The 17,472-nt window shown below is 65.0% G+C and carries 14 protein-coding genes and 1 tRNA gene; 1 reads left to right on the top strand and 14 read right to left on the bottom strand.

Features of this window, described 5'->3' with window-relative positions; all coding sequences use genetic code 11:
• Position 1: 1 nt before the first annotated feature.
• From ABFD92_02675 to ABFD92_02620, 12 genes are all read right to left on the bottom strand, one after another.
• Positions 2-1,108, bottom strand: coding sequence for a glycosyltransferase (locus tag ABFD92_02675; protein MEN6503420.1), 1,107 nt, complete (start codon positions 1,106-1,108; stop codon positions 2-4).
• Positions 1,105-2,070, bottom strand: a complete 966-nt coding sequence (locus ABFD92_02670) for a glycosyltransferase family 2 protein (protein MEN6503419.1) — start codon at positions 2,068-2,070, stop codon at positions 1,105-1,107. The genes ABFD92_02675 and ABFD92_02670 overlap by 4 nt, the downstream gene beginning before the upstream one ends.
• Positions 2,061-3,683 (bottom strand): hypothetical protein, encoded by a 1,623-nt coding sequence (locus tag ABFD92_02665; protein MEN6503418.1) that lies wholly within the window; start codon positions 3,681-3,683, stop codon positions 2,061-2,063. Before ABFD92_02665 ends, ABFD92_02670 begins: the two co-directional genes overlap by 10 nt.
• The gene (locus tag ABFD92_02660) at positions 3,670-5,196 is read right to left on the bottom strand and encodes an O-antigen ligase family protein (GenBank protein MEN6503417.1); all 1,527 of its coding nucleotides are present in this window, start codon (positions 5,194-5,196) and stop codon (positions 3,670-3,672) included. The genes ABFD92_02665 and ABFD92_02660 overlap by 14 nt, the downstream gene beginning before the upstream one ends.
• A 30-nt stretch (positions 5,197-5,226) precedes the next feature.
• Positions 5,227-5,922 carry a CpsD/CapB family tyrosine-protein kinase gene (locus ABFD92_02655; protein ID MEN6503416.1) on the bottom strand — a complete coding sequence of 232 codons (696 nt, stop codon included), beginning with the start codon at positions 5,920-5,922 and terminating at the stop codon, positions 5,227-5,229.
• Between the two features lie 7 nt (positions 5,923-5,929).
• Positions 5,930-7,507 (bottom strand): hypothetical protein, encoded by a 1,578-nt coding sequence (locus tag ABFD92_02650; GenBank protein MEN6503415.1) that lies wholly within the window; start codon positions 7,505-7,507, stop codon positions 5,930-5,932.
• A 51-nt stretch (positions 7,508-7,558) separates the two neighbouring features.
• A complete protein-coding gene (locus tag ABFD92_02645; protein MEN6503414.1) occupies positions 7,559-8,677 on the bottom strand; it encodes a polysaccharide biosynthesis/export family protein in 1,119 nt (372 codons plus the stop codon).
• A gap of 4 nt (positions 8,678-8,681) precedes the next feature.
• Positions 8,682-9,470, bottom strand: coding sequence for an SPOR domain-containing protein (locus ABFD92_02640; GenBank protein MEN6503413.1), 789 nt, complete (start codon positions 9,468-9,470; stop codon positions 8,682-8,684).
• A 255-nt stretch (positions 9,471-9,725) separates the two neighbouring features.
• A complete protein-coding gene (locus tag ABFD92_02635) occupies positions 9,726-12,839 on the bottom strand; it encodes a PHP domain-containing protein (protein MEN6503412.1) in 3,114 nt (1,037 codons plus the stop codon).
• A 262-nt stretch (positions 12,840-13,101) separates the two neighbouring features.
• Positions 13,102-14,316 (bottom strand): DNA polymerase IV, encoded by a 1,215-nt coding sequence (locus tag ABFD92_02630; GenBank protein ID MEN6503411.1) that lies wholly within the window; start codon positions 14,314-14,316, stop codon positions 13,102-13,104.
• A gap of 106 nt (positions 14,317-14,422) precedes the next feature.
• A complete protein-coding gene (locus ABFD92_02625) occupies positions 14,423-14,671 on the bottom strand; it encodes a hypothetical protein (GenBank protein ID MEN6503410.1) in 249 nt (82 codons plus the stop codon).
• Between the two features lie 225 nt (positions 14,672-14,896).
• Positions 14,897-14,969: transfer RNA gene (locus ABFD92_02620), tRNA-Ala, on the bottom strand.
• Between the two features lie 109 nt (positions 14,970-15,078).
• Between ABFD92_02620 and ABFD92_02615 the strand changes: the two genes are divergently transcribed.
• Positions 15,079-15,600, top strand: a complete 522-nt coding sequence (locus tag ABFD92_02615) for a type 1 glutamine amidotransferase domain-containing protein (protein MEN6503409.1) — start codon at positions 15,079-15,081, stop codon at positions 15,598-15,600.
• 108 nt (positions 15,601-15,708) lie between these two features.
• On the opposite strand, the gene ABFD92_02610 is transcribed toward ABFD92_02615, so the two are convergent.
• Both ABFD92_02610 and ABFD92_02605 read right to left on the bottom strand, forming a co-directional pair.
• Positions 15,709-16,437: a YggS family pyridoxal phosphate-dependent enzyme gene (locus ABFD92_02610; GenBank protein MEN6503408.1), complete on the bottom strand. Its 729-nt coding sequence runs from the start codon at positions 16,435-16,437 to the stop codon at positions 15,709-15,711.
• Positions 16,438-16,626: 189 nt separating this feature from the next.
• Entirely contained in the window at positions 16,627-17,409 is a 783-nt protein-coding gene (locus ABFD92_02605; GenBank protein MEN6503407.1) for a dihydropteroate synthase, read from the bottom strand.
• Positions 17,410-17,472 lie beyond the last annotated feature (63 nt).

The raw sequence follows: 17,472 nt of genomic DNA, 5'->3' as shown, positions 1-17,472 counted from the left end.
GTCAGCGCCCTCCTTCGCCGGCGAGCACCTGGCGATACAGGCGGTCGTACTGGGCCGCGACGGCCGAGGCCGACCAGGCGCCGCAGGCCTGCGCGGCCCGCTGGGCTTTGGCACGGGCGGCCGAAGCGTCACCGAGCACCTCGCCAAGCACTGCCGCCACGTGCGCCGCATTGTCCGGTTGAACGAACGCCGCCTGCGTGCCGTCCACGATTTCGCGGTGGGCGTCGATATCGGACAGGATCAGCGGGCATCCGCACGCCATGGCCTCCAGCACCGCGTTTGGCCGGCCCTCAATCTTGCTCAGCGAAACCATCGCGTCGGCGGCTTTCAGGCACGACCACAGATTATCGACGTATCCGGCAAACAGAACCGCCTGCCCCAGGCCCAAACGCCGCGCGGCGTCCGCCAGCGCCGCCGCCTGCGAGCCGGTCCCGCACAGCAGCAGCCGGGCCGGCACGCGCTGACGAAGCACCGCCAGAGCCTGCAGCAGCACCGGAAGGTTCTTGCCCCGTTCCAGTCGGCCGGCGTAGACCAGCAGCTTATCCTGGGCCGTCGCGCCCAGTTGCTCGCGCGAGAACGCCGGGGCCGCCTGGATTTCCTCCAGCGGCACGATGTTCGGGATAACGCAGTGGCCGCACGAAGCAATCTGCACGCGCCAGTAGATGTCGGCCGCTGCGGAATTGCAGACGATCGCAGCGGCCCGCGGCGCCGCCCTGCGGCGCAAGGCGTTCTTGAGAGTCCAGAACCCCTCGGGATACGTCCGCCCGTCGCCGCGCTCGCAGAGAATCCAGGGCACGCCGGCCCGGCGCGCCGCGGCAGAGCCGCAGATGTCCATCGCCGTCAGCCAGGACTGCACGAGTTGGGCGCCGGTGCGCTTGACGATCGCCGCGATGCGCGAGGCGTTGCGCAGATCATAATTGTGCCAGGTCCCCAGCGCGTGTACGGTCGCGCCGGACGCCTCGAGCCGCTGCAGGTTGACGCCGCCGTCCTGGCGCAACGCCACGTGTACCTGCCACCCGAGGTCCTTCAGCGCCGCGGCCAGGTACGCCAGTTGCCGCTCGGCCCCGCCGCCGCCCATTGACGGTATGCAGTGCAGGATGGTGTTCATGTAGGCCTGCCTCGCGCGGGGTCGCTATCGCCGCCCCACATGTCGCGCACGGCGGCGGCCGCACGCGAGCACATCTCCGCCGCCATTCCGCGGGCGAACCCCAGGTTCCATCGCTTGCCGAGGGCGGCGCCCCAGAGGGCGTGCAGGAGCATGGTGCCGATGAAATCGTGCATCACCAGCAGCCACGTGCCGGCCCCGCGATCCATCGCCGTGGCGGCCACGTGCAGCGAATTGCGAACGTACCGGCGTCCGCAGGCGGCGCTGTCGCCGGAGCGTGATTGAGCGTTGTCGTGGATGATCTGAAGATCGGCGGCCAGAAACAGCCGGCGCCGGCGCCCGACGCGGAAACAGAATTCGCGGTCTTCGGAATACGCGTACCCGGTCATGGTTTCGTCGAATCGTTCCGCCGCGGCGGCCTCACGCCTGAGGCTGATGGCCCCGCCGCTGATCCACCGCGGCAGGGACAGTTGCCGGCCCAGCGGAGCGGGCAGGCGAACGTACCGCGCCGCCTGCACGCGGGGGCGCCAGCAGCACTCGCCGGCCAGGCAGGACGCGACGCTCCAGAGCCGTCCGCCCAGACCGCGGGGGTCCTGGCGGCAGAGCCCGCCAATGCCGTCGATGACGCCGGCGGCGTCCTGCTCGTACAGCGCCACGAGGCGCTGCAGGAAACCGCCGGGCATGATCTGGTCGTCGTCGAACAGCAGCACGATATCGCCCCGGGCCCGCTCCAGGCCGAGGTTTCGCGTTGCGGTCGTCGAGGGCGGTTCATATCGCAGGCAGCAGTACTCCACGCCCGCCCGGCGCGCCTCGTCGCCCAGCTCCGGCGCAAGGCCAACCGTGCCGTTATCGACTACGATCAGTTCCAGCGGTCGAAGAGGCTGGTCGAGGATCGATCGCACCGCCCGCCCCAGTGCCTCGGGACGGTCGCGCGTCGGCAGCACGACTGAGACGCTCATCGCCATGCCGGCCTCCTCCGCAGTCCCTGGATCGTCTGGCGCAGATACAGCAGGATCAGACGCTTCTGCTGGTCGGAGATGATCCAGCCGGTGAAAATCACCACCAGCAGCAGACCGATCCATACCGGTCCGGCGGTCAATTGAGGCAGCAACAGCACGACCGGGCTGGCCAGGATGACGTACATCGAAAGCTCCAGGCGGCTGCGGCTGATGAGCAGATACGGCACCGCCACGAGCAACCCGCCGCCGAACATCGCCACGCCCATCGCCCAGGCGGCGCGTATGGCGCCCTGGGTGGGCCCATCGGCCAGCGTCACCCAGTAGAAGCCCAGCAGCAGGTTGATCGCCCCGGCCGTGGCGGCCATCAGCATCGGCACCAGCGGTCGCTCATGCAGGCGGGCGACCATGTTCAGCAGCGACAGGTTGGCCGCGGAAAAGAAGAAGAGCAACTGCCCCCCCACCAGCAGGGCGCTGTCCTGCTGGTAGGCGGCGGGAAGAATGCGCACCCACATCGGCGCGCTGACATATGCGACGACCGCCACGGTGCCCACCGCCAGACCGACGGTTTTGTAGGACACCTGCAGCACGGACATCGCGATGTCGCGGCGGTCTTCCTGCCAGCGCTTGACGACGTGCGTAAAGACGACCATGAAGACCGCCGTGGCGAGGAACTCGATCGACTGCGTGAACCGCAGCAGTCCGCCGAAAATCGCGCTGACGTCGCCGCCGTAATGCTTGTTGGTGATCCGGTAGCTCAAGTACGTCAGCACCCGCCAGAGCAGGTTGCCCGCCAGGATGATCGCGCCGAACTGGTAGAGCTGCCAGAGCGAACCGGCGCGGGAGGGCGCTTGCGGCCGCTTCGCCGACGGCGAGGCCACCGCCACCTCCGGTTCGTCCTCGACGCTGATTGGGTCGAGCACCACTTCCGGATCGCGCGGCGCCAAGCGGGCGGCTGCAGGCGCCAAACGGCGCACGGCCGCGTTCAGCATCAGGGTTCCGACCGCCACCGCCACCGCGACGGATGCCGCGTGGGCGATCAGAATCGCCAGACCGCTTCGCCAGAGCGTCAGCGCGCCCAGCGCCAGCAGCAGGAAGAGCACGCCGCTGAATGTTTCGGTCGCGGCGATGAGCCGGTACGTCCGCAGCCCGTACATGAAGCCCAGCATGTTCAGGTACAGCGCCAGCAACAGGGCGTTGACCAGGGCGGCGGCGCAAACCCAGCGCTCATAGGGATGATCACCCGCAAGGGCTCCGGCGGGCAGCAGCGTGTGCTCGGTGATGAAGTCCAGCGCGCCCATCGCCGCCGCGGCGGCCACCAGGCACGAAATTGCCACCGTCAGCCGCACGCGGCGATAGAAGGTCTGCAACTGCCCCTGGGCCTCGTGAAGGCTGACGTAGCGCGTCAGGCCATGGTTGGCGCCCAGGGCGATGATCTGGCTGCCCAGGTCGAAGATCATGCTGCCGGCGAACCAGAAGTTGAATTGCACGGCGGGAATCATGTACATGAACAGCAGCGTTCGCAGCAGGCCCAGGCCCCGCTGAAAAAGCATCGACGGAAGATACACCCCGAGCGAATCGGCGATGCGCCCCACCCGGAACAGTCGGTCAACCCGGGACAACGGTCGCCTCCGGATGGGCCGGGGCATAGCTGGGCAAGTCGATCCGGTGAGGCTCCAGCAGGCGGTTATAGCCAACGACAAGCCCGGCCAGCGTCCATGTCAGGCCCGTAGTGAAGAAGTCCGTCGTCGTGTCATTGAACATGGAGATCGTAATGTAGTTTGCCAGCGCCACCCAGAACAGCACCACCAGCGGGCGGCTGAGCAAGCCGTGAGCGTCCGGGGGCATCTTGCGGTAAAGCTGCAGCGACTCGCGGAACATCAGCACCAGGATGCCCACCAGCAGCACCAGGCCGAGGATTCCGGTTTCGGCCAAGATCGCCAGGAAGACATTGTGCTGCATCATTTCCGGCGGCAGGGAACGCGTCGTGGGATCCTGCTCGAGCGACTGGCGCGCCTCGGCGAAGCGCCCGTATCCCACGCCGGTGAACGGATGCTCCTGGGCGATCTGCCAGGTGATCTTCAGCAGCGCGATGCGGTCTTCGATCGGACTGACCTCCGCCACGCCGCCCTTGAGACGGTCGCTCTGCTGGAGGTTCTGCCAGAACAGCCCCGTCAACAGCAGCAGCGCCACCAGGCCCGACGCCAGTTTCAGCACCCCGCCGCGACGCCCGCCCCAGATCAACCAGATCAGCCCGCAGATCAGGAAGCACAGATACGCCGCCCGCAGACTGGTGAAGAATATGCCCGGCACGACCAGCAGCGCCTGAACCGCCGCCAGCACGCGAACGAAGCCCCGCGATCGCCGGATCAGGAACATGTCGACAAAGAACAGGAATACCAGCAACGCCCCCTGCGGAGCGGCAGAATAGAACGGCCCGCGCGACCGGGCAAAGTGTATGCCCGCTTCGACCTCGGGGTTATTGATGTAGGCCGGGAAAATGAAGTCGCGCGCCCCCGCCCAGTATTCGGCATTGGCCAGGTACTGCAGGTAGCCGATGTACAACGCGTACCACCCGAAAATGAAAATCAAAAACAGCCCGACCGAAACCTGGCGCTCGTTGCGCGCGGCGTTGTACATCAGGAAGAACATGACCGCCGGAAACATCAGGCCGCCGATGAATCGGAAGTATGGCGGCTGAAGGATCACGTCGCTGTCGGCGGACCAGCCGTAGGCGGTGGCGCTGATGGCGCAGTAGACCAGCATGGCCCACATGACCCACAGCACCGTGCGGTCGAACAGGACAGGGCGGCGTCGAAACGCGAAATGCAGGGTGAATGCCAGCACCGCCGCCACGAAGAGCAACCGCGGGATCGTGAGGTTGAAGAAGCCCGGCACTTCGCCCCGCCAGAACGTGCTGTCCAGGACGCCGTAGGCCAGAACCCACAACCACGCCCAGGCGGTGATTTCCCATCGCAGGGCGGCAAAGACCAGCAGGGCGGCCAGCGCCGCGCCGGCCAGGAGGATCATCGTCTGGTCGGGGCGCAGCAGCGCCATCGCGGCAGCGCCCAGGGCGACTGCCACGACGAAGGCCCCGCTGAGGATGTCGGTTCTGGGCCGGCCGGTCGTGGGCATCACGACACCTCGCCGCTGCGGTCGGCGGCCTTATACACGGTTGTAAAGGAACTTGGGAATCGGGTATGTCCGCATATTCAGGATGACGCCGACGACCCGCCCGCCGGCACTTTCGATTCGCTTCTTGGCCATGGCCACCGCCTCGCGCGGGGTCTGGTCTGCCCGCACCACCAGGACGGTGTCCTTGACGATGGCGGCCACCATCTGGGCGTCCGGATACGCGTTGGCGGCAGGAACGTCCACCAGGACGCGGTCGTATTTCGAGGCCAGGCTTTCCAGCACGCCGCGCAGGGCCGTGCTTCGCAGGATCTCCAGCAGCCGCTGGGAGCCTCCGCCGGCAGCGAAGACATCCAGGCCCGGCGTGACGCTCTGGGCGGCGATCTCCGGCGCCACGCCGTCGAGCACCATCTCGCTGACGCCGAGGTTCTGCTCGAGCCCCATCACGCGATGCAGCGCCGGCGAGCGGAAGTTCAGGTCCACCAGTGCGACGCGTTCACTGCCGGCGGGCAGGCTGCCCGCCAGCGCCAAGGCTGACGCGACGGTGGTGGCGCCTTCCTGCTGTCCGATCGAGCTGACCATCACGCTCTTTCCGGCGCCGTGCCCGGAGAAGAACAGCGAGGCCCACAGGCTGTGGAAAATCTCCTGCGCGTCGCCACGGAGGGTCATTCGCACCGACGGCAGTTCGGAATGTTCCAGGATGTTATTTTCGGATTCAGTCTCGGGCATGGGTCACCTATGCGGTGCGAACAATTCTTCTTCCCAGTTTGGGCACCGACCCCAGCACCGGAACGCCCAGGTAGCGTTCGGCATCGTCGATGCTCTTGATCGTGTGGTCGAAGTGGTCGGCCATGAAGGCGTAGATCAGCCCAAGCGTCACCGCCGCCAGCAGCGCCACGGCGATGTTCAACCACACGATCGGGCGGTACGGCTGATTCGGATCCGGTCGCGTCGGGGCGTCCACCGTGCTGATCAGGATGGGGGTCCTGCTCAGCTTTCCGGCCGTGACGGCCTTGACAAGCTGCTCGTCCTCTTTGTCGTACTGCGCCTGGGCGCTATCGAGTTCCAGGCGGAGGCGCTGATATTCAGCCACCTTGAGCGCGAGGGAATCCATGTCTTCCTTGTTCTTCTTTTCCGCGGCCTCAAGCGAGTCGCGCCGGCTGGTGAGCCGCTGGCGTTCCTGCTCGAGCCTGGCGGCGTGGCGTTGCAGTTCATCGAGCAGCGCCCCGTACGTGGAGCTCAACTCGCGGCGGAGATCCGCCACCTGCTGAAACGTGTCGGTATATCGAGTTCGCAGGGCCGTCAATTCCAGCGTGATCGCCGTCAGGCGTTCCTGGAGCTTCGCGACGGTGTCGTTGCCCTTGAGCACCACCTCCGGCACGGCAAGCTTTGAAAAATCCTCGCGTTTTCCGGCCTCGAACTTGGCCATCTCCGCCAGCCCGTTATCCGTCTGGGCCTTAAGACTTTCCTGGGTCTTGCTGATCTCCGCCAGGGAGGCGTTGAGCGTGATGATCTCGCTGCGGCTGCGGGTTCGCAGGATGGCCTCGCCCATCTCGCCGCTGGAGCCGTTGGTGTACATCTGCAGCACCAGGGGCAAGTCGCCCTTGATCTTGGTCTCGATTTCCAGCTGCAGGGCCGCCTGGGCCTTATCCCGCTTCTTTCGCGCGGCGTCCAGCGCCGTGTCACGCAGGAAGGCCGTCGCCTCGTCGCTGCGCTGGCCTTCGATCACCTTGTTGCGATCCATGTAGGCCGCCAGGATGCACCGCATCACCTCCTGGGCCCGCTCGGCGGATTTCTGCCGCGATTCGGCCGTCTGGCGCTGCAGCGGCACGAACTCCTCCGACCAGTCCACCCGGATCTGGAACATCTGCGTAAAGGCCGAACCCGTGCCGCCGGGCGTGACCACGCTCACGCTGTTCTGGACCTTGCGGAACAGCGACTGGTTGGCGGAAACCCAATTGGCGATTTCCTTCTCCGACGGAGGCGTGTAGTTCTCGCCGGGTTCGCCGAACTTGCCCTTGTCCAGACGGTCCATCGCGGCCGCCAGCACGTAGTCGCTCAAAATCAGCTCTCGCTGGCTGCCGACGTAGAGAGAGATTTCGTCGCGGTCGGCCATCCGCGTTTCCAGCGGGCTGCCGATCGACGTGGGGGCGGCTTTGAGCCGCACCTCGCTGCGGTATGTGCGGGGGGCGAAATACGTCGCCGCCGCGGCGGCGCCGACGACGACGATCACGATGATCGTCATGCCGACGAATCGCCCGGCCAGCACGCGCACCAACTCTCGCAAAGTCCTGCCTGAATAGTTTTCTGCCATAGTTGCACCTTGTTGCCGCCGGCGGCGGTGGCCGCCCGGCGAGCGTTGATCCTACTTAAGCCAATCCACCGTGTCGCCGACGGTATAGTTGGCCGACACGTTACTGCTGAAGCCGCCGATATTGCGGATGCCGCGCTGCCAGACGTACTCGATGTAATCGGCGCGTTTGGCGATATCGGTAGTGGGCACGTAGACGATGTCGCCGTCTTCGAGCCACATGTCGTAGCGGTACTTGCGACAGTCAACCTGGACCGCCCCGGCGTCGGGTCGCTTGCGGTTCTCCAGCAACTGGTACACGTTGACGATCGCGGCCTGCGGGCGAGGCAGGTGCCGGCGGCGAATGACCATGACCTTGCTCAGGTCCGCCCGGGGCGGGATGTAGCTGCCGGCCTGCGACAAGGCCTGCAACAGCGACAGTTCCTGGTTGGTCTCGATGGCCCCGGTCTTGTTCAACAGCGTTCCGGGGATCTTCACCTCGCCCAGCACGTAAATTCGCGTCGGGGCCACGGCCTGGATGTTGACGGTCACCTCGAGTTCTTCCAGACCGACGTCCTTGTAGGCGCTGTTGAGGTCGGTGTGCAGTTCGCCTACCGTTTTGCCCGCCGCGCCGATGTTGCTGACGAACGGCAGCGAGATCGAACCCTCCGGCGTGATCGGCACCAGGCGGCTTTGACCGCGAGGCGCCGTGGTGATCGCGATGCGCAATTCCTGGATCTTCTTGTTCGACTCCAGGAAGCTCACCGTCAGCACAGGATTGCGGATGTACTTGGAATACAGCTTCACAAGCTCGTCCTGCAATTCCTGAATGGTCTTATTATACACATTTACCGTCCCCACAAGAAGCAATTGAAGCGTCCCGTCGGAGTTCACCCGCTCGGTCTGATTCATGTTGGGATTGAACGGAAAACGGATGCTGATCTCGTCCTCGATCTTGATCTTGTACGAGGGCGTGCGGTTGTGCCGGACGTGATAAATGATCTCGAGCTGATCGCCCTCGCGAAGGCGATAGTCCCGACGCATCACGTGCGCCACCGGAACTTCCTGCGCCGGATACTTGTCCTGCAGAAACTCAAGCGGGAGCGGACTCGACGCCGGTGGCGTGTGTGTTTGACAGCCGACAACAATTACCACGGCCGCCGCCAATGCGATGCTGCCATATCGAAGGATCATATCGTTACCTCGTGGTCGCCACGAATGCGTCGCTGACATCCTGACGGACCCGCTCCAGGGCCTTGAGCACTTCCTGATACGATTGGTATCGGCCCACCTGCACGACGAAGCTCACCGTCTTATTGTTCATCGCCGGCTCCACGCGGGCCGGCATGCCTGTCTTTTTAAGCCGCTCAGCCGCCTGCTGCGCCTGGCTCTTCTGAGCGTAGAGCCCGGCCTGCACCGTCCAGGCGCGGCTGTTGATCCGGGCCGCCGCCTTCTGCGACAGCTCGCCGGCGGGGAAATAAAACCCCAGCTTCGAGAACTGCTGGTCGGCCTGGGACCATTTGCCCTGCCGCTGCAGCACGCTGCCCAGTTGATAGTAGGAATGATCCGCCGGTTTCTCGCCGGGCTGGACGTGCATCAGCGCGGCGGCGTATCGCCCGCCGGCCACGTCCATGTTGTTTTCCTGCCAGGCCATGTCGCCCAGTTTGTTCAGCGAGTCGGCCATGATCGGGTCGCTGCCGCCGCGGTCGACAGCCGCGACGAAATCATTGCGGGCGCCGGCCTGATCGCCCAACTGCAATCGGGCCAGGCCTCGCAGGTAATATCCTTCGTAGGCCTTTTTCGAACCGCCGACCTGATCGATGAACACGTTCATCTTCTCGATCGTGCCTTTGTAATCGCCCTTGCGGTAGATCTTGTGACCTTCATCCAGCAGCGACTGGGCCTGCGGGCTCAAACCGCTGGCGCATCCCGATGCCGCCATCGGCAATAAAAGCGCGAACACGATCTTCCACATCGCTCTGTGCATGCAAATCCTTGGCTGTTGACGTCGCGTGAAACCAAGACTATTTCATTGACTTTATCATCGACATGAGCCGCGCCGCGACTTTAGCCATACGTGGCGACGCCTTAAGCGGTTAGCCCGAAAACTATATGAACCGCAGAGATCGCAAAGCACGCAGAGAAGCAGATGGCTTGAAACAAGAACATTCAATGTTGCGGCTGGCGCTGACCGTCAAAATGCCTCTGCGGTCTCTGCGATCTCCGCGGTGAGATACCTGGGTTAATGCGCGACGCGTACGCTCGAGGCCGCCACCGTCAGCGTCCCGAACTGTTCCTGCACGGCGCCGCGGATCAGGTAAGGACCATAGGAAACATACCTACCCTCGCCCGCGCCGCCGCCCCGCTGGGGCAGAACCACCGCTTCGAACAAGCCCCACTCGTCGTCGAGAGTCACAAAGGTGATGGTTCCGCCGTCACGCGAGGGCGTGTCGCGACGGGCCTCCAGCAGGCCCGCGATGCGCACCTCGCGCCCCACCCGATGGGGCAAGTCGCGGCTGCTCGCATCGGTCTGCCCCGCCAGGGCCCGGCGATAGAGGCTCATCAGGTGCGCGCCCGTCGAGATGCCCAGAATGCGACGCGCATCGGCGTATTTCCGCGCGGGCGGGTAATCGTCCAATCCACACCCCACCGTGGCCGCTGGCGACAGCAGCATCGCCCCCTGACGCCTGGCCGCGGCGCTACTTCCGCCGCCTTGGCGCAGACCGCTGGAGGCGAACATCTCCAGTTCCATCATCAGTCGCGCCCGGTTGGGCTCGAAGGCATCGAAAGCGCCGCAGAGGATCATCGCGCGGCCTTCGTTGAACCCCAGGCCGCTGCGATAGAGGCAGTCGCTGAGGCTTTCGTACGCCCGGCGGGCGCGGGCGTCGATCAGCGAGGCGATGGCGACCGGGCCCAGGCCGCCAATGCGGTTGAACCCCACGCGGATGCAGTCGCCCTCGAGCGTGAACTCCTCGCCGCTGGCGTTGGCGTCCGGCGGCAGGAAGACGATGCCGGACCGCTTGGCCTGCTCGACGTACACGCGAGGGTGGTACATGCTCTGGTTGTTGTTGAGCGCCGCGACCCAGAACTGCCGCGGGTAATGCGTCTTGAGCCACGCCGAGGCATACGCCAACTGGCCGTAGCTGGCCGCGTGGGCGCGGCAGAAAGAATAGGCGTTGAACTTGGCCATCTGAACCCACAGGTCCTTGGCGTAGTCGGCGTCGACCCCGCGAGCGCGGCAGCGCGACAGAAACTCCTGTGACAGCCGCAGACGCTGCCGGTCGTCACGACACTTCTGAACCGCCTTGCGGAATCGGTCTCCCTCGGCCAGCGAGCAGCCCGTCAGTTCCGCCGCAACCCGCATGACGTCGTCCTCATAGAGCATCACGCCGTGCGTTTCCTGCAAGAGTTCCCCGACAGCCGCCCCGGCGGGCGAGGACTTGTCCGCACGTGCCTCTTCTTGCCCAAGCCGCCGGCGGATGAACGTTTCCTTCATCCCGATCCCGCCCGCGCCCGGGCGCACCAACGCCAACGCCTGCATCAAATCCACCACGCCGCGCGGCTGTATCGCCCGCAGCAGATGCCGCATCGCCGGCGATTCGATCTGGTTGCAGCCGACAGTGTCGGCGGCGCGAAGGGTCGCCAGGGTTGCCGCATCGCCGTCGCCCAGCGACTCGTGATCGATCGCCGAGCCGCCTGGCCCGGCCGCCACAAGATTGCACGCGTAACGGATCGTCGAGAGGCTGCGGTTGCCCAGCAGGTCAAGCTTCACCAGCCCGATCGCCTCGACGCCGTCCTTGTCCATCTGCGTGACAAGGACGCCCTTGGCGGCCGGCTGAACCGGCACGTAGCGATCGATGGGCTGCGGCGAAATCACGATTCCGCCCGGATGCACTGAAAAATTATGCGGCAGGCCGTTGATCCGCGCCGCCATCGAGGGGACTGTACCCGGCTCCGATAGAGCAGCCTCCCCCATCCGCGAGATCTGATCGTTCGAAAATCCAAAGGCTTTGGCCGTCTCGCGCAACGCCGAGCGATCCTGAAACGTGCAGTGCGTGCTGACCATCGCCGCGTGCCCGCGGCCCCAGCGGTCGAAGGCGTAGTCGATGATCTCGTCGCGGACGCGCCAGCAGAAGTCCAGGTCCAGGTCGGGAAAGTCCACCCGCCGCTCGTTGAGGAACCGCTCGAACGCGATCCCATACGTCAGCGGGCAGACGTTGGTGATCCCCAGCAGATACGCCACGAGGCTGCTGGCGCCGCTGCCGCGGGCGGCAATGGGCACTCCGCGCCGGCGGGCGTGCTGGGCCAAGTCCCGCACCACCAGGAAGTATCCCGAGAAGCCTTTCTCGTCGATCAGCGACAGCTCCCGCTGCACTCGCTGCTGCAATCCCGGCGGGTCGTTACCGCCGTAGCGCCAGGCGGCCCCCTCGCGGCAAAGTTGCTCCAGATGCTCGCGCACGCTCATGCCGGCAGGCGCATCGACGTGCGGGAAGATCGGCCCGCGCGGCAGCAGTCTGAACCCCTCGCAGCGCTGGGCCAGGCGGCGGTTATTCGCGATCGCATCGGGCCAATCGGCCAGTGCCGATCGCAATTGCTCGCTCGATCGCAGGTGCGCGCCGACGGGAGGCAGTTCGTCGGCCGCCACATCCTCATATGCAAGCCCCAGCCGGATCGCCGCCAGCAGGCGCGCGACGTCGCGGTCCTCCTCGTTCAGAACCAACGCGGCGCCGGTGGCCGTCAGCGGCACGGACGCCTCATGCGCCCACGGTATAAGATGATGCAATACCCGGTGCGGCTGCACTGCCGGATCGATCCCCGCCCACAACCGCCCCCGCAAGGCTCCCCCGTCCGCGACCGACAGGGCGGCGCCAAGACGGGCGTCTGCGACAATAAATTGCAGCCCCTGCGAAAGTCCCGGCAGATCCCGCACCAATGAGAACCCTCCCCCCGCCCCGCCGGGGCGGGTTCGAGAGGGAGCGCCGTCTCCGGGGGCTTCGCCCCCGGCTAGATCTCCATCGCCCCATTCGGGGCGAAGAGGGAGCCAAACATCCGCAGGTTCCGCCAGAATGGCCGTGATGATCCGGCACAGATTCGCATACCCCGCTTCATCTTCAATCAACGCCACGACGGACTCGCGCCCGACAAGCAGTTCCGCCCCCACAAGCGGACGCACCCCCGCCTCGCTCGCGGCCGACCAGAACATCGCAATCTCGGCCAGACTGTTCACATCCGTCAGCGCCAACCGTTCATGCCCCAGCCGCGCAGCGCCAGCCACCAGCGCCCCCGGCAGCGCCGTCCCGCGCAGCATCGAATAGCCGCTGCGCACGTGCAGTGGGATGATTGTTTCGTTTCGCATAAGTCGCCCGACGCGAATGAGCCTCGAAGAGGCTCCAGGATTTAGCCGGAGGCGTGAGCCTCCGGAAAGCGTTGCTTTTTGCACCCGCCTCGCAGAGGCGGCAGGTTTCATGGTTCCATCCGAAACCTGCCGCCCCTGCGGGGCTTGGAGTAAATTGGACCTTGTTCCGGGGGCTCACGCCCCCGGCTAAATTCTGAACGCCCCTTCGGGGCTCTTATTCTGTTGTTCTCTCACCTCTCACCTCTAACCTCTCACCGCTGTTTCATTTCGTCAGACTCGGCGTCCGCAGCACGAAGCCGTAGTCGTTCTGATCGAGCTTGCCCAGCAGCTCGATGCTCTTGCCGCTGACGACGGCAGCGTGGCCGTAGCGGTCGCGGATGGCGTCGATGGTCTGATGGAGCTGGCGGCGGCGGGCCTCCTGCGACGACTCGAACAGTTTGCCCGCCTCATCAATGCGGGAAAACTTCGAAAGCACCACTCTCACGTGCCGCAGCGACACGCGGCGGCTGTACAGGGTCGCCAGCAGGCCCTTGACGGTGTTGAAAAGAACGTCATCGTCTGCCGAAGGCTCGGCCAGCACCTGCTGGCGGCGGTCGCCCCTCCAGTCGTCATAGCGGATGGAGACCTCGACGGCCCCGGCCGCCAGCCCCGCGCCGCGGGCGGTGCGGATCGCCCGTTCGGTCAGGTAGAAGAGCATCCCGGCGATCTGGTCGCGATTGCACGTGGGGCTGTGGAATGTCGTCTCGCGCGAGATGCTGCGCGGGCGCGCCTGCGGCTGAAGCGCCTGCGCATCGCGGCCGCGGGCGCGCTCGTAAAGCACCTCGCCGCGCTGACCGAGCATCGCCCGCAGGAACTCGCGCGAGAGCCCCTGGAGCTGCCCGACCGTCTGGATGTTCATGTCGGCCAGGCGGGCGCCCGTCGTGGGACCCACGCCCAGCAGCTTGCGCACGGGCAGGTTCCGCAAAAACTCCTGCACCTCGCCCGGGGCCACCCAGACCACCCCGCGCGGTTTGGCCGCGTGCGAGGCCAGCTTGGCCAGCATGCGATTCTCGCCCAGCCCCACCGACACCGGCAGGTGTACCTGCTCATGCACCTCCTGCTGCAACCGGCGGCCGAGCTCGTCGGGACGGCCGTAGAGCCGCCCGAGCCCGCCGGCGTCGCCGTAGGCTTCGTCGAGGAACGTCTCGAGCCCGCACGTGTAGCGGCGGCAGACGTCCCAGACCTGGTCGGCCAGGCAGCGGTAGATCTGGTAGTCGCCCTTGAGGATGACGGCCTGGGGGCAAAGCCGCTTGGCCTCGGACAGGCCCATCCCCGCGTGCAGCCCCCGCGCCCGCGCCTCGTACGAGCACGAGGCGATGCACCCGCTGCCGACAATCACCGGCCGCCCGCGCAGGACGGGAATCAGCAACTGCTCGACGGAGGCGAAAAACGCGTCCATGTCGACGTGGACGATCAGGCTGTCTTCACTGTGAAGCATTTACAATTTCCAATTTTCAATTTCCAATTTGCATGCCGATTGAACCGCTACAGCGCCGGCCCGTTGTTCAATTGGAAATTCCAAATTGGAAATTCGAAATCGACACTCACTCCACCGCCACCTGGTCCAGCCACCACTGCATTTCGCTGCTGGCAAAGTGGATGAAATACGTCTCCTGGCCGACCTGCACGCTATAGTGCAGGGTGTAGCCTTCGCTGGTTCGGTCGCTCCAGCGGGCGTTGACGGCCTTGATTTCATACGTCCGCCGGCCCCAGACAAACCGCACGGGGCTGGCCTGTCCGCCGGAGAACTCCGCGACCACGCGGATCGGTTCCTGGATTTTTTCGATGTTCATAATCCACCCTAACATCATACTAACATCGGTCCGGACCGAAGTCAAACTCAAGTTTTTGCCGCTTGGAGCAATGCCTGGGCGAATCCGGCGCATTCGGCAGACCGCGTGCCGCACCGGCGGGCAATATTGATGAATTGGCGATGAGGCCTCGTCGAGGCCTGCAAGCCTCCCCCGCTATTGCCACATGACCATGAAAAAACTCCTGCCCGAAGGCAGGAGCGATAGTGGAGCCGAGGGGGCTCGAACCCCTGACCTGCTGATTGCGAACCAGCCGCTCTTCCAACTGAGCTACGGCCCCGGAACGTCTCTACTGTATCGGAAAATATCGCCTGTGACAATAGCCTATGCACAGTTGAAGCGAGTCGTTTGTCCCTTTACTATACGGATAGCGAATGAAGGAGCGTCCCATGAAACTTCAAGGCAAGCGCATCGCCATCATGATCGACCAGGGCTACCAGGAAATCGAGGTCTGGTACCCGTACTACCGTTTTATCGAGGAAGGCGCCCAGGTCCTGTTCGTCGCCCCCGAGGCAAACGCCACGTACCCCTCCAAGCTGGGCTATCCGTGTACGTCGCGCGTGGCGGCCGCCCAGGTCAGCGGCAGAGACTTTGACGCCGTGGTGGTCCCCGGCGGATGGGCGCCAGACTTCATGCGCCGCGACGAAGGCATGGTCCGCTTCATTCAGCAGTGCGTGGCGGCCGACATCGTGCTGGCGGCGATCTGCCACGGCGGGTGGATGCTCTGCTGCACCGACGCGCTGCGCGACAAGCAGGCCACGAGCTTCATGGCGATCCGCTTCGACATGATCAACGCCGGCGCCCGCTGGGTCGACGAACAATGCGTCGTCGACGGAAAGCTCATCACGGCCCGCAAGCCCGACGACCTGCCGGCGTTCTGCCGGGCCATCATCGAGGCGCTGACCTTGTGACCATTTCCAATTTCCGATTTACAATTTCCAATTGAACAACGTCGGCGCACAGAGGCAGTTGAGCGTTTTGTTATAAATTGGAAATTCCAAATTGGAAATTGGAAATCCTTACTGCGCGAACAGCGCCCGGCCGATGCGGAGCATCGTGGCGCCTTCGGCGATGGCGAGGGGATAATCGTCGCTCATGCCCATCGAGAGATGCTTGAAGGCCGGTCCGCCGATCTTCTGGCTGCGGATTTCTTCGAAGAGTTCGCGCAGGCGCACGAAGGCCGCCCGAGCGCCGGCGGGACCTCCCTCGGTCGGGCCGATGGTCATCAGCCCCACCAGTCGCAGCGACTTGAGCGTGACGGCCAGTTCCGCCATGTGCAGGGCGGCGCCGACGGCGCAGCCGGATTTCTGCGGTTCCTCGGTGCAGTTGACCTGCAGGAGGATATCGACGGTCTTTTCGTCCTTTTCGGCGCGGGCATTAATTTCTTCGGCCAGTCGCAGCGAGTCGACCGAGTGGACGACCTGCACGAAGGGAAGGACCTTTCGGACCTTGTTCCGCTGCAGCGTGCCGACCATGTGCCATCGCGGCGTCAGCGGTTCGCTGCTGCGGCGTCGGGCCAGCCAGGCGTCGATAGCCTCGGCGCGTTCGGCGAGAATTTGCGCCCGGCTTTCGGCCAGATCCGTCACGCCGGCTTCGAGCAGGGCCTTGATGCCGTCAAGTTCGGCGCTCTTGGTCACCGCGATGATGGAGACTTCCTTCTCGCTTCGGCGCGCCGTGCGGCAGGCGTCGGCGATGTTCTCGCGGATCTGCTGGAGATTCTTCAGGATGCGGTTCTTGGTCAGCGCCATAACGGGGGCACCATACCGCGCTGGGCGTCGATTAGCAAGGCTGCACAACGGACACGAGGGTCAAGAACTTGAACGGGGATGAAATCAGCCGCTGAGGTCGCTGAGGACGCTGAGGAAAGAAGTTGTTTTATCTCTTTCCGACCTCAGCGTCCTCAGCGACCTCAGCGGCTTAATCAATCGGCAACAGGCCTACTTCAGTTTCATGACGTAGTTCATGCAGTATTCATCGCGGCCGGCGACGGCTTCGGCGGCGTAGATCGCCGGCATGATGCCCTCGATGCACGGGTCGATGAGGCCGGCATCCATGCCGTGATAGATCGCCTGGCTGAGCAGGGCGAAGTTCACGAACTTGCGTTTGGGCAGACCGAAGCTGATGTTCGAGCAGCCGCCGCCGATGTGAACCGTCGGCCATTCCTTGTGGATCGCCTCGATCGCCGAGATCACCATGCGTCCGGCGGTCTGGTCGGCCGAGACGGGCAGGAAGCACGGGTCGATGATGATCTCGTCGACTTTCTTGCCCACGCCGGTGAGTTTCTCGATCAGCGCCTGTGCGCTCTTGAGACGGTCGTCGATGCCGCAGGGCGTGCCCGCGTCGCTCATCAGCAGCGCCACGATCATGCAGTCATACGAGCCGGCCAGCGACAGCAGCCCGTCCAGGCGGTGCTGCTCGAGCGAGATGCTGTTGAGGATCGGCTTCTTCTTGGCCTTGTCCAGGCCAACCTTCACCGCCGACGGGTCGGCCGAGTCGATCGCCAGGGGCAGGTCGCAATTGGCCTGCACCAGGTCGGCCAGCCAGGCCATGTTCGCCGCTTCGGCGCCGGGGCGCGGGTCGCCGCCGTTGATGTCGATGTAGTCGGCCCCCGCCGCCGCCTGTTCCTGCGCGGTGGCGATGATCGCCTTCTCGTCCTTGGCGGCCAGGGCGGCCGCAATGGCTTTACGCGTCGCGTTGATCTTCTCGCCGATGATGATCATGGCTCACCTTTTTAGTACCGGCCGCGGCCGGGGAGTCCTTCGAAGGGGTTCTTCATAGCCTCT

Source organism: Planctomycetaceae bacterium, from assembly GCA_039680605.1.
Lineage (GTDB): Bacteria > Planctomycetota > Phycisphaerae > SM23-33 > SM23-33 > JAJFUU01.
Note: the sequence above shows the minus strand (reverse complement) of the source record. Positions and strands in the feature narration are given on the sequence as shown.